The 16605-nt window shown below is 32.7% G+C and carries 18 protein-coding genes, 1 tRNA gene and 1 pseudogene; 12 read left to right on the forward strand and 8 right to left on the reverse strand.

Annotation, left to right across the window (positions count from 1 at the left end; translation table 11 throughout):
* Positions 1-158: 158 nt before the first annotated feature.
* Both N3Z16_RS06035 and N3Z16_RS06040 read left to right on the forward strand, forming a co-directional pair.
* Positions 159-1550 (forward strand): Ppx/GppA phosphatase family protein, encoded by a 1392-nt coding sequence (locus N3Z16_RS06035; RefSeq protein ID WP_282485798.1) that lies wholly within the window; start codon positions 159-161, stop codon positions 1548-1550.
* 21 nt (positions 1551-1571) lie between these two features.
* Complete coding sequence (locus tag N3Z16_RS06040) at positions 1572-2105, forward strand: cytochrome b (protein ID WP_223938333.1); 534 nt, start codon at positions 1572-1574, stop codon at positions 2103-2105.
* A gap of 32 nt (positions 2106-2137) precedes the next feature.
* On the opposite strand, the gene N3Z16_RS06045 is transcribed toward N3Z16_RS06040, so the two are convergent.
* From N3Z16_RS06045 to N3Z16_RS06080, 8 genes and pseudogenes are all read right to left on the reverse strand, one after another.
* Positions 2138-2887 carry an inositol monophosphatase family protein gene (locus N3Z16_RS06045; protein WP_223938332.1) on the reverse strand — a complete coding sequence of 250 codons (750 nt, stop codon included), beginning with the start codon at positions 2885-2887 and terminating at the stop codon, positions 2138-2140.
* Positions 2887-3453, reverse strand: coding sequence for an elongation factor P (gene efp, locus N3Z16_RS06050; protein ID WP_223938331.1), 567 nt, complete (start codon positions 3451-3453; stop codon positions 2887-2889). The genes N3Z16_RS06045 and efp overlap by 1 nt, the downstream gene beginning before the upstream one ends.
* 9 nt (positions 3454-3462) lie before the next feature.
* Entirely contained in the window at positions 3463-4371 is a 909-nt protein-coding gene (gene secF, locus N3Z16_RS06055; protein WP_282485800.1) for a protein translocase subunit SecF, read from the reverse strand.
* Between the two features lie 248 nt (positions 4372-4619).
* Positions 4620-5165, reverse strand: a complete 546-nt coding sequence (rplI, locus tag N3Z16_RS06060) for a 50S ribosomal protein L9 (RefSeq protein WP_282485802.1) — start codon at positions 5163-5165, stop codon at positions 4620-4622.
* Between the two features lie 69 nt (positions 5166-5234).
* Positions 5235-5528: a 30S ribosomal protein S18 gene (rpsR, locus tag N3Z16_RS06065; protein ID WP_223938328.1), complete on the reverse strand. Its 294-nt coding sequence runs from the start codon at positions 5526-5528 to the stop codon at positions 5235-5237.
* A 26-nt stretch (positions 5529-5554) separates the two neighbouring features.
* Entirely contained in the window at positions 5555-5923 is a 369-nt protein-coding gene (gene rpsF / locus N3Z16_RS06070) for a 30S ribosomal protein S6 (RefSeq protein WP_223938327.1), read from the reverse strand.
* A gap of 510 nt (positions 5924-6433) precedes the next feature.
* Positions 6434-7563: pseudogene (locus N3Z16_RS06075) on the reverse strand (IS91 family transposase).
* A gap of 73 nt (positions 7564-7636) precedes the next feature.
* Positions 7637-7891 (reverse strand): hypothetical protein, encoded by a 255-nt coding sequence (locus tag N3Z16_RS06080; protein WP_282485543.1) that lies wholly within the window; start codon positions 7889-7891, stop codon positions 7637-7639.
* Positions 7892-8040: 149 nt separating this feature from the next.
* On the opposite strand from N3Z16_RS06080, the gene N3Z16_RS06085 reads away from it, so the two are divergent.
* From N3Z16_RS06085 to mreC, 10 genes are all read left to right on the forward strand, one after another.
* Positions 8041-8202: a response regulator gene (locus N3Z16_RS06085; RefSeq protein WP_282485803.1), complete on the forward strand. Its 162-nt coding sequence runs from the start codon at positions 8041-8043 to the stop codon at positions 8200-8202.
* Positions 8203-8473: 271 nt separating this feature from the next.
* Positions 8474-8668: a winged helix-turn-helix domain-containing protein gene (locus N3Z16_RS06090; protein ID WP_282485804.1), complete on the forward strand. Its 195-nt coding sequence runs from the start codon at positions 8474-8476 to the stop codon at positions 8666-8668.
* Positions 8669-8799: 131 nt separating this feature from the next.
* Complete coding sequence (locus N3Z16_RS06095) at positions 8800-10560, forward strand: ABC transporter ATP-binding protein (protein ID WP_282485805.1); 1761 nt, start codon at positions 8800-8802, stop codon at positions 10558-10560.
* A gap of 36 nt (positions 10561-10596) precedes the next feature.
* Entirely contained in the window at positions 10597-11043 is a 447-nt protein-coding gene (gene yajC / locus N3Z16_RS06100; protein ID WP_223938324.1) for a preprotein translocase subunit YajC, read from the forward strand.
* 59 nt (positions 11044-11102) lie between these two features.
* Positions 11103-11489 (forward strand): hypothetical protein, encoded by a 387-nt coding sequence (locus tag N3Z16_RS06105; protein ID WP_282485807.1) that lies wholly within the window; start codon positions 11103-11105, stop codon positions 11487-11489.
* Position 11490: 1 nt separating this feature from the next.
* Positions 11491-13044: a protein translocase subunit SecD gene (secD, locus tag N3Z16_RS06110; RefSeq protein ID WP_282485808.1), complete on the forward strand. Its 1554-nt coding sequence runs from the start codon at positions 11491-11493 to the stop codon at positions 13042-13044.
* 316 nt (positions 13045-13360) lie between these two features.
* Positions 13361-13437 (forward strand) — tRNA-Met (locus tag N3Z16_RS06115).
* 111 nt (positions 13438-13548) lie between these two features.
* Positions 13549-14607: an LptF/LptG family permease gene (locus N3Z16_RS06120; protein WP_282485809.1), complete on the forward strand. Its 1059-nt coding sequence runs from the start codon at positions 13549-13551 to the stop codon at positions 14605-14607.
* Between the two features lie 66 nt (positions 14608-14673).
* Positions 14674-15723 (forward strand): rod shape-determining protein, encoded by a 1050-nt coding sequence (locus N3Z16_RS06125; protein WP_223938320.1) that lies wholly within the window; start codon positions 14674-14676, stop codon positions 15721-15723.
* 2 nt (positions 15724-15725) lie between these two features.
* Positions 15726-16598, forward strand: a complete 873-nt coding sequence (gene mreC, locus N3Z16_RS06130) for a rod shape-determining protein MreC (protein WP_282485812.1) — start codon at positions 15726-15728, stop codon at positions 16596-16598.
* The last annotated feature ends 7 nt before the right edge of the window (positions 16599-16605 follow it).

Below are 16605 nucleotides of genomic sequence, written 5' to 3' on the forward strand. Positions count from 1 at the left end.
AGATTTGACATACCCGGAACTTTATTGAATAAAGGTATGAGCTATTATTTGTTTGTTAAATGGCTTTTGGTCTACTACTTCTTTGGATAGTAAGACTAAAATGAAAATTTAGAGATTTCAAGTATAACGTAACAAATAATAGTATTTAATAAATAAAAATGCGCCTTGGAATAATTGATATTGGCTATAATGCCATTAGAGCCGTAGTACACGAAAGTAACACTATTGGTTCTCCAGAAATATTTAATAATAAGTTTAAAAATGATATTTTAACCCTTCTTATGCAAGAAGAGCTAGATATAAAACATCAGGCTTATTTATCAATAAATTATATATTACACATATTTAGCAGCCTTCAAGTTACGGAAATTAAATGTGTTGCTACTGCCGTACTTAGGGATCACCCGAGATCTAAGGTTTTCATAGAATTTATAAAAGAGAAATTTAACCTTACCATTGAAGTTATTTCAGGTGAAAAGGAAGCCTATTTAACAGCAGTCGGTTTGATATCCGGTATTTCAGATGTAAACGGCGTAGCTGCCGATTTAGGTGGGGGGAGTTTAGAACTGATAGAAATTAATAACCGTGTAATTGGTAAATTAAGTTCTCTTGCTCTTGGTACTAAAATAATTACTACCAGGAAATTACAAAATTTAGAAGATATAACTAGAATTATTAGAGTTGAATACGGTAATTATCAATATGAAAATTTATATTTAATTGGCGGAGCTCTAAGGTTTATTTGTCGCTTTTTTATCGAATTCAATAAATACCCCCTAAAAAATTTGCACAACCTCAGCATTTCAAAAGAGGATTTTAGTTTGTACTTAAAGAATATTAAAGAATTTCAACGTAATAAGTTTAAGCTAAATAGTAGGACTCTGAATCCAAATGCACTAATTGTAGCGCAGGCAATGTTAGAGGTTTTTCAACCTAAAAATATAATTGTTTCCATATTCGGGTTGAAGGAGGGAGTAAGATACGAAATGCTGCCTAAAATTGAAAAAAATCAGGATATAGTACTACAGAAAGTAATTTATTGTTGCAAGTACCAATTGGGGACAACAAATTTTGACAAATATTACGAAATAATAGAACCTTTGATTGAAGAATCAAAAGACCTAAATCAGGTCTTGAAGTTAGCAATTATTTTACAGTCGCTCAACAAATATTTTGATCAAACGCTTTCGCCAAAGGCAATTTCCGAATTCATTTTAAATTCAGAAATTCCTTTTACTCATCGCCACAGGTTGATGATAGCACTTATACTATCATATTCTTCAAATTTTAAACCCGATATAGAACTGGTTAAAATTTCTAAAAAACTTCTGTGCAAACAGGACTTTAAAAATAGCCAAATTCTTGGTTATTTTATAAGGATTGCCAAAGATATTGACGGTTTTAATTTTACTGAACCGTCATTTAACATCACTATTAAGAATAATTACCTAGAAATTGTTACTAAAGGCATTTTACCACGACCTATATTTGAAAATATATGCAATAAACTGAAATCTATTGCATATATTAGAAAAATAAGCTCTGATTAATGATAATTATTTGGAGGAGGGATGCTAAAAAATACCTTATCATCATACGGGTTGATTACTAAATTATTCCATTGGTTTATTGGTATTGCCATAGTAGGTTTGTTAGTAATTGGCTTTATTATGGTATCGATGCTGCCATCAGTTGATAAGTGGCAGCTATATAGTATGCATAAAGCGACGGGTGTGCTTGTTTTGTTTTTGGTATCGTTAAGGGTTTTATGGCGTTGGATTAATGTAAAGTTAGAATTACCAGCTGATTTACCATTATGGCAGAAATTAGCTTCTAAGTTTACTCATTCTCTGCTGTATATATTTATGTTTTTGATGCCGGTTAGTGGGATTTTAATGTCACGTTTTGGCGGACACGAAATAAATATTTTTAATCTATTTTTAATACCGCCACTGGAAAAAAACCCTGTTTTAGCTAGCTTTTTTAATAATTTACACGGAGTTAGTGCCTTCGTGTTTGCAGCTTTAATAGTGCTACATATAAGTGCTGGATTATACCATCACTTTGTACGTAAAGATAATGTCCTTATCCGAATGATAAAGTAACGGGCAAAGAACACGTAAGTTTAGTTGGTTTCCTAAAATAAGGCTTTTTTTAGATTTTCTTGAATTTGGTGATTAGAAGCAATAAAAAAGTTATTTTTGCTGTAGCTTATGCCTCCAGCTTCACGAACTAATAAATCAAGCCCATGATTCATTGGTTTATTTGTTAATATGGCGATGTCGGACTTACCGCTAATTAAGAGAGCAATTTGATAAGCATATGACTCGAAAATCCTTATATTTGTGGATATTTTTTGTGCCAGCTCTAGCTGTTGATAGTTACAGCTAACTAAACTCTCCTCTAATTTAGAATTAACTGATACCCTTAATCTAGTAGTTCCACCGCCAAAATTAAAAGAATGCCTTTCAAGCCAAGTTCCTTTGCCTTGTTCTGCATAATAGGTATCACCCAAAATAGGAAAGTTAACTGCTACTTTCTCAGCAGAGATTTTTCCTTGTTTTGTTGTTAAAATTGTTACTACTAAGGCAAAAAAAGGAATGGCTCTTTCAAAATTACAACTTCCATCTAAAGCATCAACAAGAGCTACAGGTCCTGTAAAATCTAGAGCCGATAAGTCCAGTTCTGGCGAGTCGAAAATAATAGTTTTATAATATTTACTAAGCGATTTTTGTAAATTCTCTGTAACTCGGGTTTTTGCTTTATCAACGAAAACTCTTAGGCTTCTGGCAGAACTTTGCAAATTTTCCAGTTCAAAATAATCTCGGTGCAGAAATTTAGAGGCTTCTCTTATGGCATCGTTAATTAAAACAACTTGATTCTGCATTACTCTGCTCTTTTGACAAAAGTAGCGTCTTCAGTTTTAACTATTATTTTTTCTCCACTTACTAAATAAGGGGGGACCATTACCCTTAACCCGTTGTTCATTATAGCTGGTTTGTAAGAGGAGGTTGCAGTAGCCCCTTTAATTACAGGGTCAGTTTCCTGTATTTCTAGTATAACAGTTTGCGCAAGTATAATACCCAGCGGTTTATCCTGGTAAAATTCCACTTCCACATTCATTCCATCAGCCAAAAATGGTAATTTATCTTTCATTAATTCTTGATCGATCATTATTTGTTCAAAGGAATCTGGATCCATAAACACCAGAAGATTTTCTTCTTTATATAGATATTGCATTTCTTTCCTTTCAAGGAAAGCCTTTTCAACGCTTTCACTGGAGCTAAAACGTTGATTTAATTTATTACCGGTGCGCAAGTTTTTCATCTCTACCTGTACATAAGCTCCGCCCTTTCCAGGTTTTGTATGTTCAGGGGTTTTGGAAACAACCCATAATTCACCTTCGTAATCTAATATATTACCAGATTTTATATCATTTGCTGAAATTCTCATAAAATATTATTATTTTAAGTTTTTAAAATTAAATAATGTAATTATTGGAGCAGAAATAAAAATAGACGAATAAGTACCAATTAATATTCCAAAAAATACTAAAACACTGAAACTTTTTATTGCCTCACCACCATATAATATTAAAGCAAGGTTTGCAAGTAGTGTAGTAAATACAGTTATTGTTGTTCTAGATAGTGTTTCGTTTACACTCATATTAATTATAGTACCAATAGTTTTTTTATTATATTTGCGTAAATTTTCCCGAATTCGATCATAAATAACTACTGTATCATTTACCGAATACCCTATTATAGTTAAAATAGCAGCAATTGTACTTAAATTAAAATCAAGCTTGGTAACACTTAAAAAACCGAGGCTTAAAACTGCGTCATGTATTAATGCAGCTAAAACACCTATGCCGAATTGCCATTCAAATCTTATCCAAATATAGACCATAATAGATAAAAATGATAATAGCATTGCCATAATTCCTGATTGTATCATCTGATTACCAACTTGTGGTCCAACAAAATCTACCTTTCTATATTCAATTTCATATGGAAAGTTTTGTTTTAGAGCAGACTTGATAAGCTCAATATTGTGCATTAAATTTTCTTCGCTGCTAATTCCTGCACGAATTGAAATGTCTTTATCGCTGCCGAAATTCTGCAGCACTATTTCACCAATATTAAGCTCGTTAAGTATCATACGCATTTTAGCTAGGTCAGGAGTTTGGTTAATGCGCAGTTCCATACTGATTCCTCCAGCAAAATCAATACCAAAATTAAATTTATAAATACCAATCCACACTAAGCTAAGAATAAATAAAAAAACAGATAAAGCATAATTAAGGTTTTTGACTCGCATAAAATCAAAATTAGTATTACTTGGAAAGATTTTTAATGGAAATAACTGCATTTTAAGGTATTAAAATAATTACTGCTAGAAAATTAATGGCATAATACAACATATAATAGTACAAATCCATAAAAATAATATGGATACAAGTTACTAGGAAAATAATATTACCTCAGAGAGACATATAATAAGTAATTTAAAAAAATTGCTTATATTACTGAGCCTGAGTCCGGCCAATAAACAATGAGATAAGAGTGTTGAACCAAATTTACGAGTAATTCAATTGACTTGTAAGGTTTATTTTTTAGCTAATTTTTTTCAATTAGATCTAATTCTTGTTCTTTTTCATCATCAGATTTTTTCTTCCCGCCTTCTTTGTATTCACTTAGGGCATCTTGGGCTTCTGATTCTGATTTTGCTACAACTACTAACACGGATGCAAAAATTTCAGGGTGTAACATCACCTGAACCTTAAAGACACCATTAACCTTTATAGGTTCATCAAGGATTATGTTTGAATAATTAAGTTTATATTCACTAAGCTCAGAAAGGGCAGAAGCTATTAATTTTAAAGAAATAGACCCAAACAGTCTACCGTCTGCTCCGGATTGGGTGACAAAAGTTAAATGTTTACCATCTAACGCTTTTGCGGCGGCTTCCATTTTTAATTTTTCTTCAGTGTTTTTTTCTTCAAGTTTCCGTTGAAGAGCAGCAAATTTACCTAAATTTTCTTTTGTTGCCCTTATTGCCATGCCTTGAGGAACTAAAAAATTCCGGCCATAACCGTTTTTTACATTAACTATTTCACCGACTTTTCCTAGTTTTCTAACTGGTTTTATTAAAATGACTTGCATGGACTTAAAACTAACATTAATTAAAATAAAGTGTAAATAACTTTTGACATAAAATCAAAAGGGAATTTATTATTTGCCTTGGAATACAAAAGGTAATAAAGCAATAATACGGCTATGTCTTATGGATTTTTTTATGTTACGTTGATGTTTAGAACACACATTTGTAATTCTACTCGGTAACATTCTTCCTCCTTCTGAAATAAATTTTCCAAGAAGTTCAGGGTCTTTATAATCTATTTCTGGTGATCCATCTGAGCATAAAGGACACCCTTTACGTTTTCTGAAAAACATTTTCGAATTATTCTTATCTGCACCTGATCTTGAATCGTAATCCAAGTTATCCGTATTATTTTCGTAAGACATCAAAGTAATCTATTTAATATTTATTCTTATTGTTGAGTTATAGTAACATCAACTGTTTCCTCAAGTTCTAGTGATTTTGTTCTTAAAATTGGTGAAGGTTCTTTACTTATTTCTTTTGCTTTAACAAGAGAAGATCTGATGACACTTTCGCTTAATTTAATTTTTCTTCCAAGTTCTTTTACCAGAATATTATCAGCTTCTATCCCCATGAAATAATAATGACCCTTTTTATTATTTTTAATTTCATAAGCAAGGGTTCTTAAACCCCAATATTCGGTTTTAAGAACATTACCGTTATGGTCTTTGATAATCTTAATGAAATCGTCGGCTATTTTATCAACATCTGAAGACGAAACGTCCTGACGAATGACGATAATTGATTCATAAAAAGCCATATTAAAGAATCTCCCAAAATCTACTGAATTAAATAATTAAGCGTATTTATAACAATTTAAACTGATTTATTCAAGCATAATCTTATTACGTAATGCAAAAATGTCTGTCATTTTTATTAAATCAGTGTATAAAGTGCTTTGTTTAAAGGAATGTTACTATTGTTTATAAATTTGTAAGGTATTTGTAATGTTTTGTACATTTTATTTAATTAAGCGAATGTATTTTTAAGGAGAGTTTAAAGTGTCAGATAAATTACCACCTAAAATTCTAGTTATAGAACATGATGATCAAATGAACGCTATTTTATAGTATAGGAATTTCAAAATTTGTAACCAGAAAAATTGTTAATCAAAACTTTGAAAATTCGTTTAATAAAATGTAGTTACAAGCCACAATATTAGAAATTATCAACACTTTTATAAAAATCTCTGCCAGAATCTATCTAAAAATAGGTTCAGTTTTACAAATTATGTGGCTAAGACGTGAAAGAAGTGTTCGCCATAATGATGTTATCTAGGCGTTGATAATAATTCATTGATTCTTATTAATAACAATGGCGGAGATAAACCGTAATAAACTTGCCGCAGATTCATACATTTATTGCAATTATAGCAAAACAGAGGATCTATTTTAAAATTCAACCAAATCATTAATCTCCAACTAATGAGCTTAGTTTTCTTATGAACGATTTGATTAATTGCCTTATATACGATAGGTAATTGTACGCCCCTAGTTCTATTAGATAAAAAACCGTAATACCTAATCATTCGAAAATAACGATCTGGTATATGCATAATCAGACTAGCTATGAACTGCATCACGGGCATAGTTATGCGATCAATTGTATTATTATAGTGATCAAGAAATTTAAACGTTACCTGCTTTCCGTCGTAATTTTCTATTCTTGTCTCGGAAATAGGGGGCGTTTTATATACCGCCCTAAATATTCTATGTTGCGTTTATGATCATCCGATGGTTTTTGTAAATAAACATACCAACTGATTTCGTATAAACTACTCATCCAGTTATTAAAATTCTCAGCATTTTGATATGCGGACGGCAACTTCAAATTACTTGAGATATATTGAAAGCGAAATAACTCAAGGACTCTATGTCTCCACATTTTTTTAATAGGTTCGGCAGGAAAAAATAATTTTTGCCACTTGCCTTTGCTATTTATACCGCCGCAAGTAACCGATAAATGGATATGAACATTGCGTTTTAAATCTCTACCGAAAGTGTGTAAGGCAGTAAATATACCAACCACAAGATTTTTCTTTGTAGCTATCTCCTTAATAATTCCTGCTGCAATACCGGAAATCAATCCAAACAGATCACGATTGAGCCAAAATATCGGCCATAAAGAGTCCGGCATTGTAAATGTAATGTGCTGCCATCGTGTTTTTGGTAGAACATTGCTAGCCTTACTCACCCATTGATCCGTTTGTTTCTTACCACAACGAGAACAAAACCTACCTTTACAGCTGAATGCTACCGATTTATTGCGGTTACAATCACGGCAGCTATAACGTTTAAATCCTAAATATTTCGTTCCACACGATATAACTTTAGTGACGTTGAAAATAATGCCGTATCTTAGCTTGCCGTATTTTTTAGCGAAATCGAGACCAATTACCACGGTCTAGAAAAATATGTTTTATAGATATTCCTTTACCGACTATTTCCATAAATTACTTATAGTTAATGTTTTCTTACCAAGGAATCTTTCTTCCTTTGCGTTCTAAATCAAATTCTTTACAATCAGGGCAATAGTAAACAGAATTATACTTATGATTGGGAGATATTTTTCGCAACATTATCCAGAAAGCCTTGGCTATTTCCTTATCTCCTTCGGAAAAAATCTTTTTGATCCTGCTGTAAGGAATTGCTTGCTCTTTAGAAATGGCCTTAAGAGTTTTTACCGCTAATTCATTGACCAAATGCTGCTCAGAGTGCAAGTTACTCATAACTCAATTATATATTATCTTATGTATGTCTAACATTCAGTCTTTATAACTCAAGTTAAAACAAATCAAATACCAGTATTATAATCCTCCATAAATATTTATCGGTCAAGAGTATCTTCTTTTAAGCTGCCACCGATAGGTGGCTTATCTTGTGCAATACTATAGAGAGGTATTGGTTTGATGTAACAAGAGCCAGAAATTCAGAAGCAGCTCTAAGGTTGGCATATGTAAATACGCCAAATGCCGTTATAATTAGTTCTAGACTACAGGATGTTTCAGCAATTGAAATGGCTGGTCGGTTAAAAAAATAGAAGGCTTGCAAAGACTGCCAATAATTTTTTTGGTTAATCAAGGAGAATCGGTCCAGCATTATAATATCAATGGTGATAATTCTCATAAAATTTTATTTAGGCCCTTCACCCCCAATGAGCTTATGATTACTGTTAAATCTCTCCTTAGAAAATCTAATCCTGTATTTCAAAATAAATTTGTTAAAAATAAAAATATTACCATGGATTTAGCTGTTTATAAAGTTTTTCACGGTCAAAAACAGGTCCATTTTGGACCTACTGAGTTTAGCTGTTGCAGCTGTTTATAACAAATCCAGATAATGTTTATTCCCGTAGACAAATAATTGATTATGTATGGGGCGTAGATAAAGAGATATCTTTTAGAACTGTTGATGTGCATATTAACCGTATTAGAAAAATGATGAATTTAAATGATGGTAATCAAGTAATTAGAACTATAAGAGGAGCTGGTTATTGTCTGGAGTAGACTTGATAGCCTTATAAGCTTAAAACTATTAGGGGATAAAATATGAGGATGCTTAATATTTTATTTATTGCCTTATTGAAGAAATAGTTATAATTAATAAAACGCTCTTTATCCATCAAACATATTTAATAATGTTGCAGCAAAATCTTAAATCATCAGCGGTAATAAAAAGACTTTTGGTTAACCATGTTAAACCTTATAAATCTGAAATATTTATCGCTATTTTTTTCATGGTTGTAGTAGCTACGTGCTCTGCGGCAGTGGTTTGGTTAACTAAACCGGCAATTGATAAAATATTAGTTGCTCGCAATATGCGCATGCTTGTTATCATCCCGCTTTTAATGCTTGGAGTATATGTAATAAAGGGCATAGCTGAGTATTATCAGGGTTATCTAATAAAATATGTCGGTCAGAAGATATTGACTGACATGCAAATACAAATGTATGAACATCTATTATATGCTGATCTTGCCTATGTTCAATCTCAATCTTCCGGGCGGCTTATTTCGCGTTTTACTAATGATATAATATTAATGCGTGGTGCTGTTTCGAATATGCTTGTCGGTTGTGCTAAATACTTTCTTTCAGTCGTGTTTCTGATTATCATAATGTTTAGCTTAGAACCATTTTTATCTATGTTTGTTTTTCTAGCTTTCCCAATTGCAATTTATCCTGTTCAAAAACTTGGAAGGAAAATGCGCCGGATAACAGGAGATGCTCAGGAAGAACTAAGTAATTATACTGCCAGACTAGATGAAACATTTCAATCCATAAAAATAATCAAATCTTTTTGCGCAGAGAAAATAGAATCTGTTAGAGCTAAAGAGATAACTACAAAAATTTTAACTTTTTATAAAAAGTCTGCGATGCTTGATTCTTTAACTTCTCCGGTTATGGAGTTTTTATGTGGTTTAGCTATTGCGTGTGTGCTTTGGTATGGCGGTTTTCAGGTGATATCTGGTGATATGACAATTGGTGAATTATTTACTTTTATTGCTGCTTTTGTCTCTGCTTATAGACCGTTTAAAAGTTTAGTATCACTTAATGTAAATTTACAGGAAGGACTTGCTGCGGCAAATAGAATATTTAATATTCTTGATACCAAACCATTAATTCAAGATAATGCCAATGCCTTAAAACCTGATTTTGGGTGTCCGGAGATTTTTTTTGAAAAGATTACATTAAATTTTGAAGAAAAAGAAGCTATAAAACTTGTCAATCTCAAAATAGAAAAAGCAAAAACTTATGCGATTGTTGGTAAATCTGGTAGCGGTAAAACTTCCCTGGCCAATTTATTGGTACGTTTTTATGACCCAACGGAAGGTAGAGTTTTAATAAATTCAAATGATATAAAAGATATTTCAGTTACCCATTTGCGAAATCAAATAGCCATGGTTTCGCAAGATACTATATTAGTTGATGCTAGTATTGCAGAAAATATAGCTTATGGCAATTTAGCGGCCACTCGTCAAGAAATCATCGATGCTGCTAAGCATGCAGATGCAGATGAATTTATCAGTAAGCTAGTTGACGGCTATGATACTGTAATAGGTATAGGTGGATGTACTTTATCTGGTGGACAAAAACAACGACTTGCCATAGCCAGGGCATTTTTAAAAAATTCACCAATTATGCTATTTGATGAAGCAACAAGTGCTCTTGATCCAGAGTCTGAACAGTCGATAGTACATTCCTTTACTAATCTACGCAAAGGAAAAACTACTTTGATTATTACTCATAGACTTGCAAGTATTAGGGATGTAGACAAAATTATCGTCATGAAAAATGGCGAAATAGAAGAACAAGGTACACATGAAGAACTGATTAACTTAAAAAGCGAGTATTACAAATTGCATAATAAGCAATTGAAAGAAAAGGCTAAAACTGTATAATTACTGAAAATAAATTTAAATCTTAAGGAGAATAGTATGTTTATTAATGACGTTTACGCACAAGAAAGTTTAACGAAGGCTACTTCCTCAGATACTGTTACTTTGCAGGATAGTGACGCTCTACCAAAAGCTCCTGAATCTATAGGGAATAGCTGGACTAGCCTTGTGCCGATGGTTTTGATTTTTGCTGTGTTTTACTTTTTATTGATTCGTCCACAAGAAAAACGCCGCCGCGCCCAACAAGATCTAGTGTCTGGTGTCAAAAAGGGAGAAGAAGTATTAACAAATTCTGGCATTATTGGTATTGTTAGTAAGATTAATGATAGTGACAATACGGTACATATATCAATTGCTAAAGATGTTGAGATCAAAATGTTGAAAACCTCTATTTCTGATATATTAAGCCGGCCAAAAAAAGAAGAGGCAAAAGATAATAAATCTTTGGCCAAGAAAAAAGATGCAGATAAATTAAGCAATAAATGATTTGTTATAAGGCTGAATAATAATGCAAAGGTCATAATTTTATAATGTTCAAAAACCTAGTGCAGCTATATAGCTTAGTTGTGTGTTTAATAGCATCTATAGTAATGATGATAACTATTGGTATTATGCTTGGTAATGCGACGGATATTCTGTTACCGGAGTACAAATACATGAATCAGTTAGATAAATTTACTAGCAATGAGAAATATATTGATTCTCAAAAGCGGAGTGACCCTAGTAATAAGGAAAGTTGGCAAATAATTGATCCCAATTCACTAGTAGAAAAAAGACTTGCGGAGAGAGAAAGTTATATAAATAGAATTAAAGGCGATGCTATTAGCACCGTAATTAATTGTATTACTTGGCTTATTACCGGTTTATTTTTCTTTGTAGTTCATTGGAGAATGTATAAGGGTTGTTCTGCATCAAATAATTTAAAGGGATGAAATGAAAAGCATATCTACTTGGAAAATAGCATTAACCTTCTTACTTATCATTATTGCCACTCTCTATGTAATACCGAATTTTACTGAAAAAAAATATAATTGGTTACCCGGGGATAAGGTAAATTTAGGCCTAGACTTACGTGGAGGATCTCATTTGTTGCTTGATGTTGACTTTGAAAGTTATTTAGATGGTGTCGGTCAATCAATTGCCGATAGTTTAAAGAAATATTTACGCCAGGAAAAAGTTGGGTACAAGACCCTAGTAATTGATAAAGCCAATATAAATTTTGAGATAAAATCAGTAGATGATTTTACAGAGGTAAAAAAAATTGTTAAGAAGATCGATCCAAATCTTGATGTGGGTATTAACGGTAATATAGTAATAATTGGTTATGACGAATATCAACTAAATCAATTGCAAGACAAGGTTATTGACCAGTCTATTGAAATTGTTAGAATGCGTGTTGATAACACTGGAACCAAAGAACCTATAATTCAGAGACAAGGGGTTAGAAATATTTTACTGCAAGTTCCTGGAGAAGATGACCCCGCAAAACTGAAAAATTTATTAGGGAAGACTGCCAAACTTACTTTTCACCTAGTCGATGAAACGGCAAATATTGAAAAAGCCATACATGGTCATATTCCGAGCGGATCAATGGTGGTTAAGTCTGATGAGAGCGGTAAGCAGGAGCTAATTATAATCAAAAAGAAAGTTATTGTTAGTGGAGATGAGTTAAATAATGCTTTTGTTTCTTTTAATAAGGACTCAATGCCTGCTGTAAGCTTTTCATTTAACCATATTGGCGCAAAGAAGTTTGCTGAAGTAACCAGTAAAAATCGGGGCAAGAGATTAGCTATTGTTTTGGATGGAAAAATTCTTAGTACTCCGATAATTAATGAACCAATTTTAGGAGGTGACGGTATTATTTCTGGTAATTTTACGATTGATTCTGCTTCTGAACTTGCGCTCCTACTTAGAGCAGGCGCACTTCCCACTCAATTAAAAGTAGTAGAAGAGAGAACAATAGGTCCGAATTTAGGCGCAGATTCTATTGAATCAGGGAAAGTAGCTGCTTTAGCTGGATTTTTATTGGTGGTAGGTTTTATGGCTCTTTCTTATGGCATTCTTGGAATTTTTGCTAATATTACCCTTGTAATAGATTTATTTTTTATCCTAGCATTACTTTCAATGTTACAGGCAACACTAACTCTACCTGGTATTGCGGGGATTATTTTAACAATAGGCATGGCAGTTGATGCAAATGTGCTGATTTACGAGAGAATTAGGGAAGAAGTGGCCAAGGGCTGTTCTAATTTATATGCTGTAAAAGTTGGTTTTGAATCAGCGTTTGCAACAATTATGGATTCAAATATTACTACATTAATTGCTGCTTTTTTATTATATACATTTGGGGTTGGAGCAACTAAAGGTTTTGCAGTGACTTTAACCATTGGAATTATTTCTTCAATGTACGGCGCATTAATCATCACAAAACTGATGATAGACCTGTGGCTTAAATATAGTAAACCAAAAAGCCTGGGGTTAGCGTAAAATAATATTTTCCTGGTATCAGATGGTTGCTACTTCAGTTTGATTGGTAGAAGAGCGTTAAAACCTACTTAAGTTATCTGTTACTAAAAAGTGTAAATTTTGCTATTATAAACTTATGGGGCGGTTACGTTGTATATACCGCACTACATGATTGTTTATTGCTTAAAAATTGGGTAAGAACGCTTGGGGTAACCGTGCTTAATAATAATAAAACATAAAAACCTGATAAAAATTTCTGGACTTTATCTCAAGGCGAGTATATAAGAAACTAAAAAAAGCGTTAGTATAAGTAATAATTGCAGATAGAGAATTTTTAGGGCTTGTAGCTCAGTTGGTTAGAGCGCTCCGCTCATAACGGAGTGGTCGCAGGTTCAAGTCCTGCCGGGCCCACCACCTGATATTTTTAGAGAGTTAAGATAAAGTTTCGTTTATCGACTTCCAGCTTCGCATAAAATCAACAAATTTAATTTCATGCTAACCTCTCCAATTCTCACTAAATATTTAATGCGCCGATTTTCGTGGTATCTGTTCTTAACCTCTATTGTGCTATTTGCGATTCTGGTTATTTCAGGTGCTTTTGGTATATTACAGAAATTTAAATCTGTGCATATTCAGTCTGAAGATTTCTGGCTTTTAATATTACTGAAGATACCTTATCTATTTAACGAAATCAGTTCTATAATTGGTTTTATTAGTACTATATTGTTCTTAAGCTCTTTATCTATACATAATGAGTTAATAGTGATTGTCAGTAATGGAACTCCAGTGTGGCGGGTTTTTGCCGTACCAATTGTAATGAGCTTTATTTTTGGCATTATTATAGCAGCAATAATAAATCCTCTAGGAGCTTATGCTATGAGAGAATATGAAAGGATAGAGGCAAAATTAGACAATAGTCCTTTACATAATAACCTTATTATTTCTAAAACAGATATTTACTTCAGCGAAAAATACCAAGATACGAAACGCATAATTAAAGCAAAATCAATTGATATATCAACAAAATCCATTTCCGATATTACTATAATTGGGGTTGATTCAAAAAATGAATTAATACAGAGAATTGATGCCTCTTACGCAGAACTGGATAATAATCAATTTAAGGTTTACAATCCTTTAGTTACTACTCTTAATAAAAGCTTCAGGCTAAATGAACTATCTTTACAAACCAATTTATCAATCAATAGCTTGTTCCAAAGATTCACTGCACAAGAAATGGTTTCTATTTGGGATTTACCGGAACTAATCAACAAATTGGTCAGTTCCGGGCTTCCAATTTTGAATTATCAAATCTATTTTTTTAAACAACTATTTAAACCACTTGCGACCCTTGCCATGGCACTTTTAGCTTGCTGGTTTCTGAAATTTGACAATAGAAGTAATTCCGGTGTTAAAGATAAGGCGTTTATTGTTATTGTTGGAATTACCACTTATTTTGCATTAGAAATCAGCCTTCATATTCTGGCATATAGCGGACTTGCTCCAATGTTTGCAGTTTTATTGCCAGTTTCATTAATAATTCTAATCGGTAATTTTGTCATTTTACATTTTCATGAATCTTGATATACTCTATTTTTTAACAAATTGTTGAGAAAACGAGATATTAGATAATTAAGGGTATAACGGATAATGATCAGGAAATTTTTGGAATTTATTAATAGCTTTTCAGCAGATATTGCTATAGATCTTGGAACTGCAAATACCCTTGTTTATGTAAAAGGTAAAGGTATAGTACTAAATGAACCTTCAGTGGTAGCTTTAATAGAACAAAACGGTACTAAAAAGCCTTACGCTTTCGGCCATGAGGCTAAAATGATGCTAGGGAGGACTCCGGCGGATATCGAAGCAAAAAGGCCGCTCAGGGACGGAGTGATAGCTGATTTTAAAGGAGCAGAGGAAATGATTAAGTATTTCATTCGCTCAGTAAGTGATAGGAGAACATTAACCGGTCCAAGGATTATAGTATGTGTACCGTCTGGGTCAACTCCTGTAGAGAGACGTGCAATCCAAGAAGCTGCAGAGAGCGCTGGAGCACGCGATGTTTTTCTGATTGAAGAACCTATGGCAGCTGCCATAGGCGCTGGGCTGCCGGTTACAGAGCCTACCGGTTCCATGATTGTAGATATAGGTGGTGGTACTACAGAAGTTGCTGTTTTATCCTTAGGTGGAATAGTTTACGCAAAGTCGGTTAGAGTTGGTGGAGACAAAATGGATGAAGCAATTATTTCCTATATTAGAAGAAATTATAATTTATTGGTTGGTGAATCTACGGCTGAAAAAATAAAAAAACAGATCGGTACAGCTTATGTTGCACCAAATAGCCTATTTCGAGAGGTTGAAATTAAAGGGCGAGATTTAATTAATGGAATACCTAAAGAAATGTTATTAAATGAGCAACAAGTTTCTGAAAGTTTAATTGAACCTATTAGTCAGATAGTGGAAGCAGTAAAAATTGCCCTTGAATGCACTCCGCCTGAATTATCATCTGATATTGTAGATAAAGGGATAGTTCTAACAGGAGGGGGGGCTCTTCTGAAAAATTTAGACCATGTATTAAGAGAAGCTACGAAATTACCGGTATTTGTAGCTGATCAAGCTTTAGCTTGTGTAGCACTTGGTACTGGTAGGGTTTTAGAAGATTTTTCAAAATTAAAACATGTATTATTTAAACAAGATTAGTTATGGCTCTAGTTGAGAATAGGATAAGAACTAAAAATCATTTTATTGAATTAGCCAGATTTACCTTATTTCTCTTTAAAAAGTTTTGTATTATATTCCTAATTTGCGGCTCTTCCTATTTGTTATATTTTCCTATAAAAACTATATCTAAGTCATCACTTGAAGTATACGGTACTTTACTATCTACGGGGTCTTTAATAGTTGATAATCTAATAGAAAATGTTGAATTATTATACAATAGATTATCTTATTTTCGTAATCTGGAGGCAGAAAATATAAAATTAAAACTGCAATTAGCCAGGATGACTGATTTAGAAAAAACTGCAATAAATGTTTTATCTGAAAATAATGAACTCCGGAAGTTACTAAAAGTAACAGATAGGGCGGAAAGTAACTATATAACTTCCAGGTTAGTAGGAGCAAATATTACGCCTTTATCTAGTTCTGCTGTGATTGAAGCGGGGGAGAATAACAAGGTTAAAGTAAATGATTTAGTAACAAATCAAGAGGGACTTGTTGGAAGAATTATAAATGTAAGTAATAATTATTCTTCCGTAATGCTATTGAGTGATCCTAACTCGAGGGTACCAGTTATTACTTCATCTTCTAGAGAAAGAGGCATTTTAGCAAATCAGAGAAATAACATGTTATTAATTTATCTTCCAGAAGAACATAAAGCAGAAGTGGGTGAATTAGTATATACTTCCGGGGATGGTAAAATCTACCCTTATGGCATTTTGGTAGGGAAAGTTTACAAAATTAATAATGATGGAGTTTTTGTAAAATTAAGCACAAATCTTAACAATCTGGATTTTGTAACTATAGAATCAATATCGCATGGCCACTTTAACTTCCCTCTAAGTGAAACAAATTAAATAATTT

The sequence above is a fragment of the Candidatus Megaera polyxenophila genome, from assembly GCF_029982035.1.
GTDB lineage: Bacteria > Pseudomonadota > Alphaproteobacteria > Rickettsiales > Rickettsiaceae > Megaera > Megaera polyxenophila.